14 protein-coding genes are annotated in these 17,228 nt (G+C 59.6%); 3 read left to right on the top strand and 11 right to left on the bottom strand.

Going from position 1 to position 17,228, the window contains the following annotated elements; genetic code table 11:
• The first annotated feature begins 542 nt into the window (after window positions 1-542).
• Window positions 543-1,301 carry a LuxR C-terminal-related transcriptional regulator gene (locus tag NKI25_RS15460; protein WP_352591389.1) on the top strand — a complete coding sequence of 253 codons (759 nt, stop codon included), beginning with the start codon at window positions 543-545 and terminating at the stop codon, window positions 1,299-1,301.
• A gap of 107 nt (window positions 1,302-1,408) precedes the next feature.
• On the opposite strand, the gene NKI25_RS15455 is transcribed toward NKI25_RS15460, so the two are convergent.
• Complete coding sequence (locus tag NKI25_RS15455) at window positions 1,409-1,675, bottom strand: hypothetical protein (RefSeq protein ID WP_352591386.1); 267 nt, start codon at window positions 1,673-1,675, stop codon at window positions 1,409-1,411.
• A gap of 324 nt (window positions 1,676-1,999) precedes the next feature.
• A complete protein-coding gene (locus tag NKI25_RS15450; protein WP_352998653.1) occupies window positions 2,000-2,821 on the bottom strand; it encodes a LuxR C-terminal-related transcriptional regulator in 822 nt (273 codons plus the stop codon).
• Window positions 2,822-3,929: 1,108 nt separating this feature from the next.
• On the opposite strand from NKI25_RS15450, the gene NKI25_RS15445 reads away from it, so the two are divergent.
• Both NKI25_RS15445 and NKI25_RS15440 read left to right on the top strand, forming a co-directional pair.
• Window positions 3,930-5,921, top strand: coding sequence for a polysaccharide biosynthesis/export family protein (locus NKI25_RS15445; protein ID WP_352826965.1), 1,992 nt, complete (start codon window positions 3,930-3,932; stop codon window positions 5,919-5,921).
• 465 nt (window positions 5,922-6,386) lie between these two features.
• Window positions 6,387-6,659: a class I SAM-dependent methyltransferase gene (locus tag NKI25_RS15440; RefSeq protein WP_352827125.1), complete on the top strand. Its 273-nt coding sequence runs from the start codon at window positions 6,387-6,389 to the stop codon at window positions 6,657-6,659.
• Between the two features lie 127 nt (window positions 6,660-6,786).
• Here NKI25_RS15440 and NKI25_RS15435 read toward each other — a convergent pair whose 3' ends face one another.
• The 9 genes from NKI25_RS15435 to NKI25_RS15395 all read right to left on the bottom strand — a co-directional run bounded on the left by NKI25_RS15435 (window position 6,787) and on the right by NKI25_RS15395 (window position 17,214).
• Entirely contained in the window at window positions 6,787-7,956 is a 1,170-nt protein-coding gene (locus NKI25_RS15435) for an FAD-dependent oxidoreductase (protein WP_352956623.1), read from the bottom strand.
• A 441-nt stretch (window positions 7,957-8,397) separates the two neighbouring features.
• A complete protein-coding gene (locus tag NKI25_RS15430) occupies window positions 8,398-9,579 on the bottom strand; it encodes a GNAT family N-acetyltransferase (protein WP_352783163.1) in 1,182 nt (393 codons plus the stop codon).
• A gap of 41 nt (window positions 9,580-9,620) precedes the next feature.
• Window positions 9,621-9,911, bottom strand: coding sequence for a hypothetical protein (locus NKI25_RS15425; protein WP_352956624.1), 291 nt, complete (start codon window positions 9,909-9,911; stop codon window positions 9,621-9,623).
• A 13-nt stretch (window positions 9,912-9,924) separates the two neighbouring features.
• Window positions 9,925-11,259, bottom strand: coding sequence for a lipopolysaccharide biosynthesis protein (locus NKI25_RS15420; protein WP_352454210.1), 1,335 nt, complete (start codon window positions 11,257-11,259; stop codon window positions 9,925-9,927).
• On the bottom strand, window positions 11,250-12,527 hold the full coding sequence (locus NKI25_RS15415; RefSeq protein WP_352998652.1) for a glycosyltransferase family 4 protein: 1,278 nt from the start codon (window positions 12,525-12,527) through the stop codon (window positions 11,250-11,252). Before NKI25_RS15415 ends, NKI25_RS15420 begins: the two co-directional genes overlap by 10 nt.
• A 14-nt stretch (window positions 12,528-12,541) precedes the next feature.
• Window positions 12,542-13,186 (bottom strand): hypothetical protein, encoded by a 645-nt coding sequence (locus tag NKI25_RS15410; RefSeq protein WP_352826960.1) that lies wholly within the window; start codon window positions 13,184-13,186, stop codon window positions 12,542-12,544.
• 100 nt (window positions 13,187-13,286) lie between these two features.
• Window positions 13,287-15,266 carry a putative glycosyltransferase family protein gene (locus NKI25_RS15405; RefSeq protein ID WP_352998651.1) on the bottom strand — a complete coding sequence of 660 codons (1,980 nt, stop codon included), beginning with the start codon at window positions 15,264-15,266 and terminating at the stop codon, window positions 13,287-13,289.
• On the bottom strand, window positions 15,263-16,408 hold the full coding sequence (locus NKI25_RS15400; protein ID WP_352826958.1) for a glycosyltransferase family 4 protein: 1,146 nt from the start codon (window positions 16,406-16,408) through the stop codon (window positions 15,263-15,265). Before NKI25_RS15400 ends, NKI25_RS15405 begins: the two co-directional genes overlap by 4 nt.
• Window positions 16,396-17,214 carry a glycosyltransferase family 2 protein gene (locus NKI25_RS15395; RefSeq protein ID WP_352826957.1) on the bottom strand — a complete coding sequence of 273 codons (819 nt, stop codon included), beginning with the start codon at window positions 17,212-17,214 and terminating at the stop codon, window positions 16,396-16,398. Before NKI25_RS15395 ends, NKI25_RS15400 begins: the two co-directional genes overlap by 13 nt.
• Window positions 17,215-17,228: the final 14 nt, after the last annotated feature.

Raw genomic sequence — 17,228 nt, 5'->3', positions numbered from 1 at the left:
CTCGCTTGAAGAGATTATCATGACGGGCGGCAACTCGGCCTGTCGCACCGAGGCCGGTGTGTTGCTGAAATATGCGCGGAGCCCCTTTTACTGCGGCAGATCCACGGGTGGGGCTCAAGCTAAATTGTTGAGCCATGGCTATCAGCGCTGTGCGCTAACCATGTCAACGGCACCTTCAGGAGTTCTGGTCTACCGCGGGAATCGCCGCAGGTACCAGCCGATCAACATTCGGCTGCCTGCTAGGTGAGATGGCCAAGTGGTCCTGTGCATGCGTCTTCAGGCGGATTGCAGCCCTTTGGTCCGGCTTGGCGCCGGTTCCCTGAAAATTATGAAAAAAGCAACCTATGTTAGAGACTGCTTATAAATAAACCCTACACTTACCCAAGTTGGGTGTCTGCTGGGTCGGGAACTAAACAGGACGCAAATGGAGTAATCGAGCCTCGACGTTTCACAAGGCGCAATACCAAGTTTTTCAATGCCAGAGAATGCGGAAACCATATCGGCCGGCGCAAGGCGGCTTGTGTGGAAGAGCGGGTATTGATATGGGCTCCACAGCAGGACTGCACAATTGCACTTCGGCAAATCGATCCGGAGTCCCGTCCGGTGGAACGGAAACCGTTCGCGGGCAGACAGGCAGGGAATGCCTCCTCATTCTGGACGGAAGGGCTCTAGACCGCGAGTGTCTCGCATCGGCTCTCGTGGACCACGAACTCGGTATGGATGTCACCGCGTGGCGTTCCGTCGAGGAATGGCGCGTCGGAAAGAGCTCTGCCCCTCCCCTTGCCGCCATACTCTTCAACCTTGGCAGTCGGAAGGTTACAGATTATGGCCTCGCTGACGAGATCAGGCACATTTCATCCGAGTTCAAATCGGTCCCTGTGGTCGTCCTGGCCGAGACAGAAGACCTTGCCCAGATACTGACCGCTCTCGAATGCGGTGCACGCGGCTACATTCCGACCTCTGTTGGAATCGATGTCTGTGTCGAGGCAATCAACCTGGCGGCAGCGGGAGGCATCTTCGTGCCGGCGAGCAGTGTCCTTGCTATGCGGCACCTGATAGAGTCGGGCCGCCGCGACACGCAGCCTTTGGCGGGCATTTTCACGCTTAGGCAGGCCGAGGTTGCGCTAGCGCTCCGGCGCGGCAAGGCGAACAAGATCATCGCCTACGAACTGAATTTGCGCGAAAGCACGGTGAAGGTCCACATCCGCAATATCATGAAGAAGCTAAAGGCGACCAACCGCACGGAAGTCGCCTGCAAGGTCAACGATCTTCTCTCAGAAGGAACTCTGCCTGAAGAGTGAGCCCAAGTATAACACTGCCCACCTTGGGTGAATCCTGTGGCCATGTTCGGCTATTCGCCCTATCAAACATGTATTGTGAAAGTCGAAATCGGCGGCTAATCGGCTGTCTAAGCAGGCTCGGGGAAGGTGTGTCTTCCTACCCATCCTATGGCCTCCTCGATCGTATCGAAATTCTTGTGCTGACCGCTCAGCAGCCCGAATCCCGTTTCGAGGAACCATTTGCCTTTCGTGGAATATGCTTCCTCGTCGATTTGGGTAAGGACCGCCACCAATTGGTCGCGTTTCCACACCAGCACCCCGGATTCTCCGCCTTCAACCGTTCCGATCCGGACTTCGCTGAATGACAATCCAGAAACAGTCTTCGCTTCGCCCATTTTGATGAATTCCTCAGATTCAAAATGGCAATAAAATCCGTGAGCTTTGCAATTTGTTATCAAATCACGCAGTGAGTTCGAGCCGTTTGAGGCGATCTAACTCGGCAATCGACGCTATTGAGTACAGGCGACAACGCGATCTGAGACGACCGCCGCCAATACAAAGGGCCGGGTCGTGGTCACATCGGCGCCGTCCGCATGATGCGTGCGGTCTCCACCGCGCTCCTTCGCCCAGCCCGGGAACGATTTGAGCCCTATGCCTTGTTGATCGGCAACGAAGTCTGGCACATGGATGCGCCAGCCCGAACGAAGATCTATCGCAGGTCATATTGGATGATCATCATCGAGAAAGAGGTATCCGTTTTGTGCTTCAGGCAGGTCATGCGGATGGTGAGCTGACTGAGGTTCTATCGTGTCGTTCCCCGTCGGGCCGTCGCCAGACGCTGGAGTAACCATACCATGCTTCATTGCCCAAACTGCGGCCTGTGTTCGGTTGCGAACCCGAATCTTTCGAAGGATGGCCTTGACGTGTACCTTCACTGTAGCCTCGGCGATATTAATCTCGCGCGCGATGACTTTGTTGGATTCCCCTCCGATCAAGCGACGCAGAATGGACTTCTCCCGATTTGACAAAATCACTAGTTCTTCACCTTCAATCTCCACTTTAACTGCAGCGCTCGGTAACTCAGCAGCTACAGCATCATTTCTCAACCCTTGTCTGAAATCTTCAATTACCATCGAAGTTTCCGTAGGCAACACGATTTGCCCTAGCGTAACCAATTCGAGAGCTTTAATGAACGTGTCGTAAGCAGCGACCTTTGTCAGATACCCGTTAGCCCCGGCACGAAAAGCTGAGATTATATTGGTCGTTCGACAGTGATCGGCTAGCGCAACGACATGGCTGGTCGGGTAGATCGCCTTAAAGTCTGCAATTTGTGCGAACTCAGCATCCGCGTCAGTATCGCCGACATCTATGATGAGCAAGATGGAACGGTGCTGGGGTAGCGGCTTCTGCAGAAGATCGTGAACAGTCGCCGCGGAGAAAAGAATACGAAAATTTGCCGCATTCAGGGTTCGACTAAGCGCTTCTCGAAGCAACTCGCTCGGCTCGACAAGCACCGTTATGAAAGATTTTCTTGTCATCATCGCTCTCGCTCGGCGCGATTGGGATACACATGTCGATTGGGATGCTCCAAAGCGCCAGCCGCACAGTTTCTTGTGTTCTTAATGTTACGCTCGGAAACCCTTACACCCAAATACCATCTTTAGGCGTAGGGCAGCATCATCGAGGCGTATCCGAATTCTTCAACCTGGGGCTTTTGGTCAAGGGCACGAGCTCTTGGTTTCAGCAGCTCAGGGAGGCGGCCATCGTAGCAAAGGACTGCGCGGCCGTGAGGATTGCCAGGGCTTGTTTTCCGGTGGGCGTGGTGGTGCCTCCGATCTGGCGGGAGAGGGTCGCGGTTTATGCGGCGAGCGGCGGGCTCAGGCGAGCCGCCCCGCGGCAGTCGACCACTCGGGGATGTCGCGCAGGGCCGGGTGAAGCCGACACTGACGCGGGCACGCTGATCTGAGCACACGCCGCACACGCCGAGCTTTAGCAGCTGAGGCAATGCGTGCCGCGGCCGGCCGTGGCGAAGCGAACTGGGTGTGAGTCAAGCGCGCGACGCAGCACTGACACACAGCGCAGATGCTTTTCGGCTTAAAAAAATGGGGAAGTCTGCCAAGTCGCTCCTTTGCAGCACCCCTGCGGCCCGCAATGGACGCGTTGCCTGCCGCGGCCGATTTAGGGTAACGCTGCAAGGGATCTTGCTTTGTCGGGGCCGGAATTCTAGCCAGACGTGAGAGCCGACGAAAGAAACGCGATGCGGCCAGTTTCGCTATGATTACCCGATAGGATTGCCAAGACTGACGGCTTCGTCGCGTCGTTCTTCTGGGCCCGGACAACATAGTGGGAAACGGCCCAGCTATCCTGCCAATGCATGTCGGAGCCACAGAGACGCACGTCGGCAAACCAAGTTTCCGGCCCCCCGTTTCGTTCGATCGCGTTTGTCCTGTCACCATCGAGGAAGCTCTCCTGGAGCGCAGCAATCCGGTTGGACGAGTTTGCCCCAGATTCTCCTTTATCCGAATGGAGTGCCCACAAAGGGACAGTTGTGCTGCCGGCGGTGAAGGGTCACGATCCGGTCGAGCCTTGCTCGACCGGATCGGACGCATCGGGCGGGATGGCCACCATCGAAACAGAAAGCCACACGCCATGGCCGTTAATACAGAATTCAATTGCGAGCCCGTCGCTCCCTCGTCACAGGCGGCCCAGCGCAGGGGATTGAAGGCCATCCTGCTTGTCTTCGGGCTCTCCGGGGTCGCCGCCTTGGGCGGGGCCGCGGCCAAAAACTTAGGGGCACTAGAGATTGTTTCCAGAGCCGTGGCACAGGTCAAGGAAGTCTCCCGACCCGTGATGCAGCCCGTGAGACAGAAGGTCGAAGATGCCTCCGCAGCCGTGATACAAAATGTCGAGGCGGCCTCCGCAGCCGTGGCGCAGAAGGTCGAGGCTGCCTCCGCAGCCGTGGTACAAAACGTCGAGGCGGCCTCCGCAGCCGTGGTACAAAACGTCGAGGCTGCCTCCGCAGCCGCGGCGCAGAAGGTCGAGGAAGTCTCCGCAACCGTTGTGCAGAGGGTCGAGGATGTCTCCGGGGCCATGATGGAGACGGCCGACGATGTTTCCGGAGCCGTGATGCAGAAGGCCGAGGATGTCTCCGGAGCCGCGGGAGCCGTGATGCAGAAGGTATCTGCTGTCATCAATGGCTGGCAAGAACAACCGGTTCAAGCCATGGCCGAACCCTCCCGTGCGATCGCGTCAGGACCGAATGCGGCGGGCGTGGCGTCAGTCGAACGGAGTGTCGAAACCAATGCCGAACTCCCCAAAACCCGCAGCAAGGCACCAAGCGTGCCAACCGGATACCTGTTTGGCGTCGGCGATCGCCTCAAGGTCGCGTTCTACGAGCGCGTCGAGGTCGAGGAAGACAAGTGGGGGCGCGCGCCCTCGGCCTTGCGCGGCATCCTGCAGCGTCCGGAACTGAGCGGCGAATATATTATCCAAGAGGACGGCACGATTTCCGTGCCCTTGCTTGGCTCCATTCCGGTCGCCAACAGGTCTACGCAACAGGTACAGGCCGACCTGGTGGAAACCTTCAATCAACTGCTGGGCCGCGAGGGACTGGTCAACGTCCTGCCGCTGGAACGCCCGCCCATCTACGTGCTGGGGCCGGTCAAGAATTCAGGCTCGTTCAAGTACGCGGCCGGCATGACCGTCCTGCACGCGATCGCGCTAGCAGGCGGACTGGACCGGGCCGAGGGCGAGCCGTGGCAGAAGATGGAAGCCGTACGCGAGATCCAGAAGCGGAGCGGGGCAATCGACGCCATGTTGAAGTTGCTCGCGCGCGCGGCCGTGCTGAAGGCCGAGCGCGACGGTACGAGACCCACAATCCCGCGCCAGTTGCTGGAGCTGGCCGGCGCGACCGAAGCTGCCAAACTCGTCAACGAGCAGAGGGACCGGCGCAAGGCCGTCGCCACGGCCCGCAAGGATCGTGAGCGCGCGACCCTGCGTGCGCTGGACGCGGCCAAGCAGGACGTTGTCGCGTATGGGCGCATGGAGTCGCTCAACGAACTCATCAAGCTGCGCCAGGAGCGCGTCAACAGCATGCGCACGCTCGTGGACCGCAAAGTTGTCAGCATGACCGTGATGGATCAAGTCCAGGGCGAATTGTCCGACGCGGAACAGCGCCGGCAGGACGCCCTCAACCAGTACGCGGCCGCCAAGCAGCGCCTCGCTTCGCTGGAGTCTGAGGTGTTGCGGACCAGAGCCGACCTCAGGATCGATCTGGAGGTCGAGATCGAGACCATGGAGAGTCAGATCGCGGCCAATCAGCGCGAGTTGAACGCCAGCGAAGGCGTCCTGTACACGTTGCCGGTGACCCGCGCCCAGTTTGCGAAGGACGCAAACAGCGCAACTTATCAAATCGTGCGGCAATCGGCTGCCGGGCCGGTCAGCATCGAGACCGTTGGGATGACCCTGTTACAGCCAGGCGACCTCGTCAACATCATCATAGGCGAAAGCGAGCCAAGAGAGCCGGCCGGTTCGTCGGTCCCAACCGTGTCGCCGAGCTGCGAGAGCTTGCCGGCAGCGTGCAATCCCAACGATGTCGAGCCTGCCCGCGTGGTGAGGGAGGAGAGGGTCGGTCCGAATTGACGCCCGGCAAGGACATTGGTCTGCATGGCTGGTCTGCGTGGATGAACTCGTCGGCACGAAGTGGGAAGCGCGAACCGACCACTCGCCGTCGCCGACAGCTTGAACCGATTCATGATCGAGCATGTCCGCCTCCGCTTGTCCGCTTGCATGTCCGCCTCCGCTCAGGAGTTCGGACCACTGACAAAGGTTGCAGTGAGATGACATCGAACGGGATGCAGGTGCCAATCAAGGGGGATTGGTCAAAGATCTCGGAATTTTGTCACGACGCGTACGCCCGAGCGAAATTTGCGCACTGGCTACTCAGCTGCTGAATTCAGATCAAGACGCTCGGCTCAGCCTCCATGCTAAAGTGTACAGCAAGCTTTTTTGTCCAGAAAGGCGCGGGTTTCGGCGAATTGGGGAGCGGTTATTGTAAGCTTAGCCTTCGCATGTGCAATAATTGCTCATCAGATGCAATCGACGTAACTGACGCGTGCCGCCACCTGGGAGAAGCCTGCCAATTTTCAATTTGCCAAGATCGATGGTATCCATCTACCTTTCGCCGATAATAGTCTTGATTTTGTGTTTAGTGGTCGGTTGATGGAGCACCTCCACCCCGATGACGCAGTAAGGCAGCTTTCGCAGCTATACCGTGTTCTTGTACCTGGCGGTGCCTACTACTGCATCACTACACACGCGGTCACGGGTCCTCACGACATTCGGTATACTTTGACAAAGTTGCATGTGGATTCCACCTGAAGGAATATAGCTATCGTGAGCTGTCACGCGCGTTTACGGGGATTGGCCTCGAAAGCAGGCTGTGCTGTTCGGCCATGGGGCGTTAATGAGCTCGTTGCTGCCAACAACGCTGTCGATACCGCCAAGTTCAGCCTGCTCCCCAACGAACTGCGCTTGCCGCCAAGCGAAGTTGTGGGATCGAGATTCCCATCATGTCGAGACCAATCCTGCCTATCCGACGAATACGCCATAAAAGCGTTGTATCGGACGCCAGTGATCGGTTGTAAGATGCTTCAGCAAGCGACCATTCATCACAGGCAACTTTGACGGGGTCATTGTAGTATGTCCGGATTTTCTCGACCCCCATTCCGGGTGTGGCTAACCATGTCGGAATATGATGGCGTAACCGATCAACGTCGGTTAGCACTTTATTGAGACCGGTACCCGCCGCCGGATCGCTGGTAGCAAAACTGTCACCAGCCAATACCAGACCGGGTTGCTGTTCGTGATTCTGCGCGGCGTAAAGATCAACGGGTCGAATCTGAATATCGCTTGACACGACAGCATCACCAAGGAGACGCTTCAATCGGGGCATTACCGCATATAATGCAGATAACGGCGATGTGCGCACTTCCTGACACCACGGATGGCGTATATCACCATGGTAGACGAACACATTGGCGCGCATTCTTGAACCAATCGGAAACATGCTCACATAACCCATGGGCCCTGGCTTTTCCGCAAAATACGTTAAAGCTTGAAATTTGAAACCAGCTTTAGAGGTGAGATCAAAACCAACACTGATCGAGTGGCATTTACTGATCTCGGATCGCGTGATCGCACCCCGGACGACATTGTTTAAGCCGGTCGCCACCACAATCAATCGGGTCGACCATGTGTCACCATTTGACAGGGTAACTTTCTGCAGGTCGGAGCTCGTCGTTATTTTGGTCACTTTAGCGCAGATGAATTGGACACTATCTGGAATCTGGCGGCGAATAACATTTACCAAATCCTGATAAGCCATCCCATATTCGCAAGGCTCGCCGTGTTTCCCATGCTTTTTACCGATGACATAACCGTGACGGGCCACCGATATCTCAGTCATCGGTGTCGCAGCCGCCAATACGGCATCCGCCAGCCCGGTTTTTTTGAGCAAGTCGACTTGATCGTCATCGAGTTTTTCGCAGCGAAACTCCACTGGATAGACTTGATGGATATCAACAAGGATGGTCGAAATCTCCATCCGGCCAAGCATCGCAGCGGCTAACGAGCCGGCGGTACCACCCCCGAGGACCGCTACATCAATATTGTTCAATTCCCGCTCCTCCGCTCACCACTGCATTGACAGCACGATCATGACGGCACCAAACGGTGTCGAAGAAAATTCAAGACTCCGCCTTTTGCTGCAAAACCAAACTAGCGCGCTTGTTTATCACGCGACCAAACCGCGCAATCCACAGCTCGGTAAACAGCTTTGACGCAATCCCCTCCATCGACCCGCCAGTCTCGCGAAGCAACTTGAAGTGCTTCTCCTCAATTTTCTCGCAGCAAAAATCCTCCGCACAGGGATCAGGACGATCGAAATTCGGCTCGCCCGAGCGTCGCGGCGGCGATAGAGCCGCCCCAGACCGCCTCCTACAATCCCAATATCTGCACTATACATCATCGTCTCCCGCAGATAAATTGCATTATACCATACTTTTTCGCGAAGCGCTATGATATATCCAACACCGAGTTCAAACTCACAATCGCCCAGTCAGAGAAACATGCGATGCAAGGATCTTCTTGTCTTGCGAAAAACCTGCCGCAGCGGCGGCTTTACTAACGGCGTTTTGGCATACCATGTATCTATGTAATAGATCGCCATTCGCACCGCAACGACAATACGACCGAGCAAAGTTCTGCTATCAAAATGGAAAAACAGAAGCAAATTGATATCGGACCACGAAAGCTTATAAGGCTCGTCGCCGATCGTGAAATCGAATTTCTGAATCTTCCGGCCAATGGCATATTGCATCATTTCCTGAATATGCTGACGCCCGGGACTGTATTTGGCAAACTCCTCCAGATAACTCGACATCACCAGTGAATAACTGGAATTGAACCGGAGACCCAGACCCGTCGCCACCGGAATCCCATCCACATCCAGCCGCGTGACATGGATGACCTCGCGCAACCGAGGATTGGCGACAATCGCCAAATAAAATTCGCGAAAACCCGGACGTTCGAACATATCATGAACACCCATTCGGGCATAGCTGCTCCGTTTTTGTTCGATCAGCTTTGCAATGGTGCACTCGATCTCGGCCTGATCTTGCACGTCTACAAAGCGAATCGCGCCGCCACCTTGCTTGGCGAGGTTTTTGGCCTTGCGCCGGTGGGTATGCAGCGTCGAATTCGAAAACTTTGACACATAAAACCGATTCCAGTTCGCTTCCGGGAGGGTTGCGACATGTCCGGCGCAATTAGCCAGCAAGACCGGCAACTCGAGAAAGGGATTAGGTTGAGAGCCGACAACACTGGGCATATTGCAAAATTCAACAGTGTCGAAACGAAGTCGAGGATAGTCTTGAATCGCCCGAATTATGTCTTTCCACAGGCGGCCGAATCGCCCAGGTTTCACGTGATCGCTAAAATTTATCGCCAGAATGGGCGAATTATAATCGCACAATTCCGATCCAAACCAGACCAGCCGGCGGATCAGACTATGGCGTTCGATCGCCAATGGCAGAATAAAAACCGCCACGCCGGAATCGTCGAGACCCAGCACGATCACCGGGATCAGTCTCTCTTTGGAGCCGATGTGGTGGTACCATTCCATCTGCCAATCAAACAATTGGAATACGGTACAATCCGCATGCTGCTCTAATGTTCTCCATTGAGCTTCCACCGCGTCCATATCGGTGAAAATTTGCAGAGCAATATTCGCCGTCGTCATTGGGTGTGCCTATGTAACAAAGGTTTTAGCCAGTCCTGCTGCTAGAGAATGTTCTGCTTGAAATCCCAAAAGGTAGCCTGCCTTGTCCGGGTCGCCGATCGAATTATAGGGAAGAACTTGCGGATGACTTCGCCCGCAGGCTGCTCCAGTCTGAACAGCAAGTTGCGCGTGATCAGGAAGCCACTCAAAATGAAGAACAGTTGGACCCGCAGCGCTCCCGCCCCGATGCGGAAGTGCGTTTTGACCCACGGCCAGCCGAAGTGCCCGACGCCGACGAGTCCGATCGCGATGGCCCACGGGCCATCCAATTGCAGTCGACAATCCAGCGCCATAATCGGTGTCTCCTCAAGTCTGGAGCGGCGACGCGGTCGGTCGGTCGTGCGCGGGGCCGGCCGCAGAATCCAGTTTCATCGCGAAGGCCAAAATCAGGGCGGCACATGCACCCTCGATGCTGACCGCGAGCGTCCAGCCTAGGACCAGGCCTTGAAGTCCATCAAGCTTCGCCCCCGCGACCACGAAGCACAGCTCCAGCAATCCGCCAAGCGCGAACCAGCGAGATGCCTTGCGCATCCTGTCGCCCAACCGCGCCAGCGTACAGGCATGAAATTTGAGCGTTGATCCCAACAGGCTGAAGCCGAGGAAGTGTAGGCTCGAACCGGCGATCTCAGGATAGACCGGATTGAAGACCGCAAGGATCTCCTGCGAATAGGTAAAGACGAAGACGGCACAGGCCAGTGAGAAGAGCAATGACGCCGACAGCGACACAAGGATGTCGTGTCTGGATTGTTTCGGGCTTGTTCTGATCACAGGGAACAGGATCGTGGCCATGGCTGCTGGAATCAACGAGGCCGTGAAGACCAGCATCCACAACGGCATGAGGGCGGCATTTGTGATCGGCGACAGGAGAACCAGCACAAGGTAGGGCATGATGACGACTGGTGCCTGCGAGGCGACATCGAGCGCGTAGTGGTCGAAGACCTTGCTTCGGAGTGTATGGAGCAGATGGAAATCGGGAGGCCCAACGAGGCGACGCGCACCGCCCCGGGTCAAGAGATCGACGCCGATACAGGACGCCACCAGGCTGGCCACCCAGCTCAGAAGAAGCGCGGCATTGGAGGTGTAGCCAGCGGCAGCGGCGACGGCGATCAGCATCAGCTTGAACGTGGAGAACAGCACCTGCCGGATCATCCTGCCGGTGCTGCGCAGGTTGCCGACGAGCGCCAGATCGACCATCGCGCAGAGTACGGTCAGGCAGCAGCCGAGGACGAACGTAACACCCTCGAACCAGCCGCCGATCGGCCCGGTCGAGCTGTTGAGGTACGCCTCCCCGAAGACAAACAACAAGGCCAGGCCGACCGCCAGCGCCACCCCGACGGATGCTGCAGCGGCCACGAGGCCGCGCCCCTTGCCGGGATGCCGTACGATTTCACCCATCAGCAGGGTCCCGAGCCCGGCTTCGCCCAGCAGGCCGACGAGCGCCATCACGGACAGGAGGGCGGAGGCCTTGCCGATCACCTCCGGCGGAAACAGCCGGGCCGCGAGCCACCAATAGACAAACCCAAGACCGGCCGTTGCAATCGTTCCGATCGCCACAGCGCCGGAATTCAGAACGAGCGCGGCGCTCTTTTGAAGCTCTCGCCGGACGCGAATAATGGCTGTCCCCACGAGACCTATTGGCATGATGGCTCCCCCGAACCTTGCTGCGCCGGTACCGCTGACCTGCTAGCGGCTGGGCACACGACGTCCCGGTAGACCTGCTCGATCCGAGTCACGACCGCTCCTGCCTTGAGGCGCCCGACTCGGGCGAGGCTTGTCGCCTCCAGGCGAGCGAGCAAGGCGCGGTCCTGCAGAAGGGTCTGCATTGCGTGGGCAAGGACGGGCGCATCACCGGGCGGCACGAGAAGCCCGGTTTCGCCATGATCGACGAGATCCGGCATGCCGCCCACGCCGGTTGCGACGACCGCCTTGCCGGAAGCCATCGCTTCCATGATGACCGTCGCGCAGGCTTCGGGCCCGACCGACGGCAGCACCCCGAACAGTGAGCGCCGCCACGCATGCATGATGGCGGAATGCGGCCATGCATTGAAGACGCGAACGCTCGGCGGAAACTCTGTTGGCGTATCGGCGACCCGGCGCCCGATCAGGACCAGCTGCGGCGCCCGTTCCAGGCCGGCATAGGCTTGCAGGAGAACGTCAATGCCCTTGAGGCGCATCATATCACCGACGAACAGGATGAATTCACCCTGGGGTAGCTCACGCAGACAGGGATGTTCCGGGCCAAGCATCGCAACATCATCGGGCACAAAGTTGGGGATGATCTCGTAGGGGGCGCGGCCTTCGATCAGTCCGGTGTGGCGCGCCACCGCGTGGCTCACCGCGATGAAACGGTCCACCGCGCGCCGAGCGGCAAAACTCGACGCCCAGTTGCCCAAAGTGGTGGCGGCTGCCTTCACCGCCCCGTAATGTCCTGCGGCGCAGGGCAGGCACTTGGCCGGCGCTGGGCCACTGCAGAGACGGGCGCCCAAATGCATGAAGTTCTTCTTGGCGCAGACAAGGCCGTAATCGTGGAGCGTAACCACGAGGCGCGCCCTACTCCAACCTTTGAGCAGCAGGAAGGACGCGTAGATCCAGTTATGGGCGTGGACTATGTCCGGCTCCTCCCGAGCGACCAGCCGCCTCAGGGCAAGCACCAATTCGGGATCTGGAAAGGGCGGTGCATGGCGCCGCCCGGGATCGGTGTGAAGGCCCGACAGGCGCTGGAGCGTTCCCTGCAGGCGATGCACGCGGACCGCGCCGTCCAGCTCGGTTTCAGGCGATCCAGGATGCATCAAAGTCCCGACGCTGACATGATGGCCCCGCTGCGCCAGCGCCGCGCCGAGATTGCGGACGTGCCGCTCCTCTCCCCCGATCACCGGAGGATAGAACTGTGATAGCAGCAGGATGCGCATGGTCCAGCCTCGTTCTAGATGCGCGGCACCATCGTCGAAACGCTGCGATAGAGCCGGTTGTCTTCCGGTCGATAGAGCCGCGCCTCGGCCGTCTGGCGAGTTCCCAAGACGGGCACCGCGATTTTCCGTGTCCAGGTGTCGCCCGGCGCGATGGTGAGCGATCGGAAGATGGCGAACGGCTGCCCATCAAGGGTGATTTCCAGGTCGAATCGCTGAGGTTGGGTCTCGGCGCTCCTGATGCCGACGGTGATCTGGCCGGACTCGCCACTGGCCGACGGCAACAACCAGAACGCGGTGTATTTGAATTCCCGGTAGGCCGCTTCGTCCCGGACAGCAACCGCGTAGGCTCCGGTCGCCACAAGCAGCGCTAGCATGAGCGCGGCCCCCTGCCAGAACCGGATCCGCGCTGGTGCCGGCCAGGCTGGCAGATCGGGAGTGTCGCGGCGCCCGGCCGCCAGCAGCGCCGCGGCGGCCGTCACGGCCCAGAACCACAGCGCCCACCCGAGCGGTGTAAGGAAGCCTGCGGCGTTCAGGGCAAAGCCCCCGGCAATGCCGGCGGCGAGGCTTGCTCCGACCGCGTAGACCAGGTGTTGCAAGGCGGAGGTGGTCCTGACACCCATGGCCCGCAGCACCACGTGGCCCGAGACGAAAAACACCATGGGCGCGCCCAGGACAGTACGCAGGAGCAAGCTGTCGCTAACCGAAACGGCAGCCACTGCGGCCCCCGCCCACAGGCACGCGGCCAGAAGGTCCCACTTGCTACCAATTCTCATGCAATCCTCTCACATCGTAGATGACGATCCAGCCGTTGTCGTAGATGCGGGTGACGCCCTTGACGTCATTGAACTTGAGCAGCGCTGCGCCCGAGAGCGGAGTTCCCTGCTGGGCTTGCCACGGCTGAAAGTAAAAGCCGAGCACCGGCGGAGCCGTGGTCAGGCGAAGGTCAATGAGCAGGAAATCGATGTCGCTTCGCGCCAACGCCCAAAACTCGTCGGGCCCCAATGTCTCGGCATCGAATATGCGCGCGGGATCGATCCCTTTGACGATGGTGACTCTGACGTCCTGCCGGCCGTAACCCGCAAGCAGAAGACGGTTGATACGGTCGGTGGTGAACCGGTTGCCGGGACCGAGCCATTCCCTGGCCCAGAGTGCCGTTTCGATCCCCATCGGCTCGATCGATTCCTGATCTGCACCCACCCTGTAGCGCCCATGGATCGGATTAATCGAAGAACTCGTCACGCCGCCTAGGACCATGATCACCAAGGCAACGGCAGGCGCGATGCGGCGCCACCCGCGTGGCGCGCGACCCTGCCAGAAGTGGACGATGCTCACCGCGACGACCAGTCCAACGCCGATGAACACGAACGTTCCCATGCGGTTGCCGATTTCCCAGCCGGCGACGGTCAGTCGGAAGGCCACCGAGACTGGGAGGCCGAAGGCCAGCAAGCTGAGCAGCACGAGGCGGCTGTCGCGCCAGCGGCGTTTGAGAATGCCGTGGATGGGACGCCAACCGGATCGCGCACCGCTCGGCGCTGCCAGGGCCAGCGACCGAAAGAATCCCGTTGCCAGTCCGAGCGCCACCAGCAGGAGCGCCAGCAAAGTGGTGAGCCGCATGTAGAGGGCCTTGTCCGGCGCTCCGAGGTGCTCCGACGGCGGGGTGGGCGCGCCTCGGATCTTCCCGAGCAATGTGTCGAAGCCGGACTCGATCACCGGACCGAGATAGCCTGTGAGAGGGACGTCACGGGCCTGCACCCACAGGATCGGCAGGGCTATGGCGAGGATGGCGGCGAGACCCACGGCAATGCTGGTCTTGATCCGAAGGGAGTCTTGCCGGCGCAAAGCCTCGAGGGCCGCTAGCGCTCCGAAATAGATGGCGGCGAAGGCGGCCGAGAGGTGATGCGTGACCGCGAGGCTTGCCAACAGCAATGCAATCAACCCGAGCGACTTCAGCCTCGGTTGCCCGACGAGATCCTTGGACGCTGCTTCAACCGCGAAAGTCAGCAGGCACAGCACCATGCCGAGGCTCTCGTAAGAGAACATCGAGTCGAACAGGAAGAAGGTTGAGCAACCCATATAGGCCAGACAGGCGACGGCCGAGATACGCGGCGATCCGGCGATGCTTTCAAGGAACAGAAACAGTGCACCGATGAACGTGCCCTTAAGGATGACCAACAAGAGCGCTCCCGCCACAAACAAGGGCAGTCCCGTCAAATCGACGATCGCGGTCGTCAGGATTTCCAGGCCGGGGTAGCTTGACCCGATAGGAAAAAGCGGGTTGGACAGGAACAGCCGCCGGGCCGTGATGAGATCCTCGGCCGCGATCCAGTGCAAAACCTCGTCGTAACCGCTGAAGCTTGTCGGGGAATAGACCACCTTGCAGTAGAACAGGGCTTCGGCAAGCAGGAACAGGAGCACCAGGCGCTCACCCCTGGCTGTTGTCGGCCAGGCGATGCGAAGGCTGATCGGAGCGACCAGGAGAACGACACCGGACCAGAAGAGCGGCGCCGCCACGTCATAGTCCCGGCGCCCGGCTGCGTGCCCGGCCACGACCAGGAGTAGAGCCGCGGCGATCGTTAGGCATAGAGCCGCGATCCATCCGGAACTGGCGCGTTGCGATGGGGCATCGGCGCTGCCGTCGCGAAGGTCGGGACCGACAACGGCCGAGACGAATCGGATCCCGACCTGGAGCGGGTTGATCCTGGTTCCTGCGGTGAAATGAGCTGGCAACATCAGCATCATACTCTCCTCGCAGGAGACCAGGATGTCAGGCCACCGGGGGGAAAGGGGACAGTGGATCGGTTGCCGAGGACATCATAATAGACGTCGCTAAGCGCGTGCGCGCAAGCATCCCAGTCGGGCAGCGCCAAATCCGGGACCTCCCGACGGGACTCGAGTTCCTCGGCCATGGCGGCGGCCAGCTCTCCCGGACCGGCGTTGCACGGGATTGCCCGGCACAGGCCATTGGTGGCCAGCTCCCGCAGACCGGACGTGTCGCTGACGAGGACCGGACGGCGAAGTGAAAGGGCTTCCATCACGGCGACCGGATGGGCTTCGTATTCGCTGAACAGTATGAAGAGCGCGGCGCTCGCCAGGAGGTCTGCCATTTTCTGCCGCTCGGATCCGGGGATTCCCGCAATGGTGACCCGCTTTTCGAGGCCGAGCGTCGCGACGAGGCGTCGTAATTCTCCCTCGTACGGGCCTCTTCCGACGATGTGCAGTCGGGCATCCGGTACCCGGCGGATCAGTTCGGGCAAGGCCGCAATCGCCCGGTGATGGCCCTTGTAACGCTCCAACCTGCCGCCCGAGACGATCAGGTGCGGATCGACCTTGACGCCGGGGCTCGCAACCGGCATCGCGGCACCGTTCGGGATGACCACAAACCGTTCCCGCGGCACGCCCATCCTCGCGCTGAAGAAGCTGGCTTCGAATTCGGAGACGCCAATCAGCCGCGCGGCCCGGGCCACTAGCGGCCGGAGCAGCGCGTGCTGCGTGCCGCGCATGGCGTTGCGCAGCCGGGAGGAATGCCCGCCGCTGTGGAAGGTCAGGATGAACGGAAGGTCCCCGCGGGCGGCCGCCAGCAGCCCGATCGGCGCCACGAAGCTGTTGTAACCTTGGAAATGGATCAGATCCCAAACCCCGCGCCGGATGGCGGTATAAATGCGGGGCGCCACGTAGAGGTCCAGCTCCCTCGGCCAGGCCGGCACGCGCTGCACGCGCATGCCGCGCACCGCCTCCTCAACCGGCAGCTGCCCCGAAGGATCGGTAGTGAGCACGTCAACAGCGTGGCCACGCGCAGCCAAGCGAGGGCCGACCTCCTGGATGTGAGTTTCGATGCCGCCCATGAAGGGGTAGCAGCGAGCGGCAACCATCAGGATTCGCATCGGGGTTGTCCACCGTCATCACAGGCTGTGGCGCTCCGCCTGTGCTGTTGGTGCAGCCTCTCGCGCAGGATGGTTTTGAGGACGCGCCAGCCGTCCGGGATGGCGCGCAGGTGGCTCACACCGCTGATGCGCCGAGCCTCGAAACTTGCCACCTCGACGATATTGAGGTGGTTCTTCAAAGCTCGCACGTTGATGAGGGTCTCGATCTCGAACCCGTCGCAATCGCAGTTCAGCGTGGCGACGTGCTTGGTCCAGAAGGCTATGTATCCGTAGCATAGATCGGAGAACCAACCGCCATAGAGCAGCCGCACGAACAGGGTCAGGCCCGTGTTGCCGAACATCCGGAACAGCGACATGTCACCGGTGCCGGCGCCCTGGATAAATCGTGAACCCTTAACGAGATCCGCGCCGGCCATCAGCGCACTGACAAACACGATCGCCTCCTCCGGGACCATGGAGCCGTCGGCGTCCAGCATGACGATGATGTCGCCTGTGGCGGCCAGGAATCCCGCTTGCAGTGCAGCGCCCTTGCCCCGGCGGGGCTCCATGACAACCTTCACGTCCTCGCGCAGGCGGCGCGCGACCGCGACCGTGTCGTCGGTGGAACGGCCATCCACGATAACGATCTCATGCGCCCAGTTGGGGATGCGCGGCAGAAGCCAAGGGAGGTTCTCGGCTTCATTGAGCGTCGGGACGACAAAGCTGACTCGAGGCAGAATCAACGATCGCCGCAGCGCGAAATTGATCGAGTCAGGCGGCGATGCGGCACCGATGGGGGCGACAATGCTGGAAAGACGGGCGTTCATGGCAGCGCTTTAAG

The sequence above is a fragment of the Mesorhizobium sp. M0808 genome (genome assembly GCF_040320025.1).
Taxonomy (GTDB): Bacteria; Pseudomonadota; Alphaproteobacteria; order Rhizobiales; family Rhizobiaceae; genus Mesorhizobium.
Note: the sequence above shows the minus strand (reverse complement) of the source record. Positions and strands in the feature narration are given on the sequence as shown.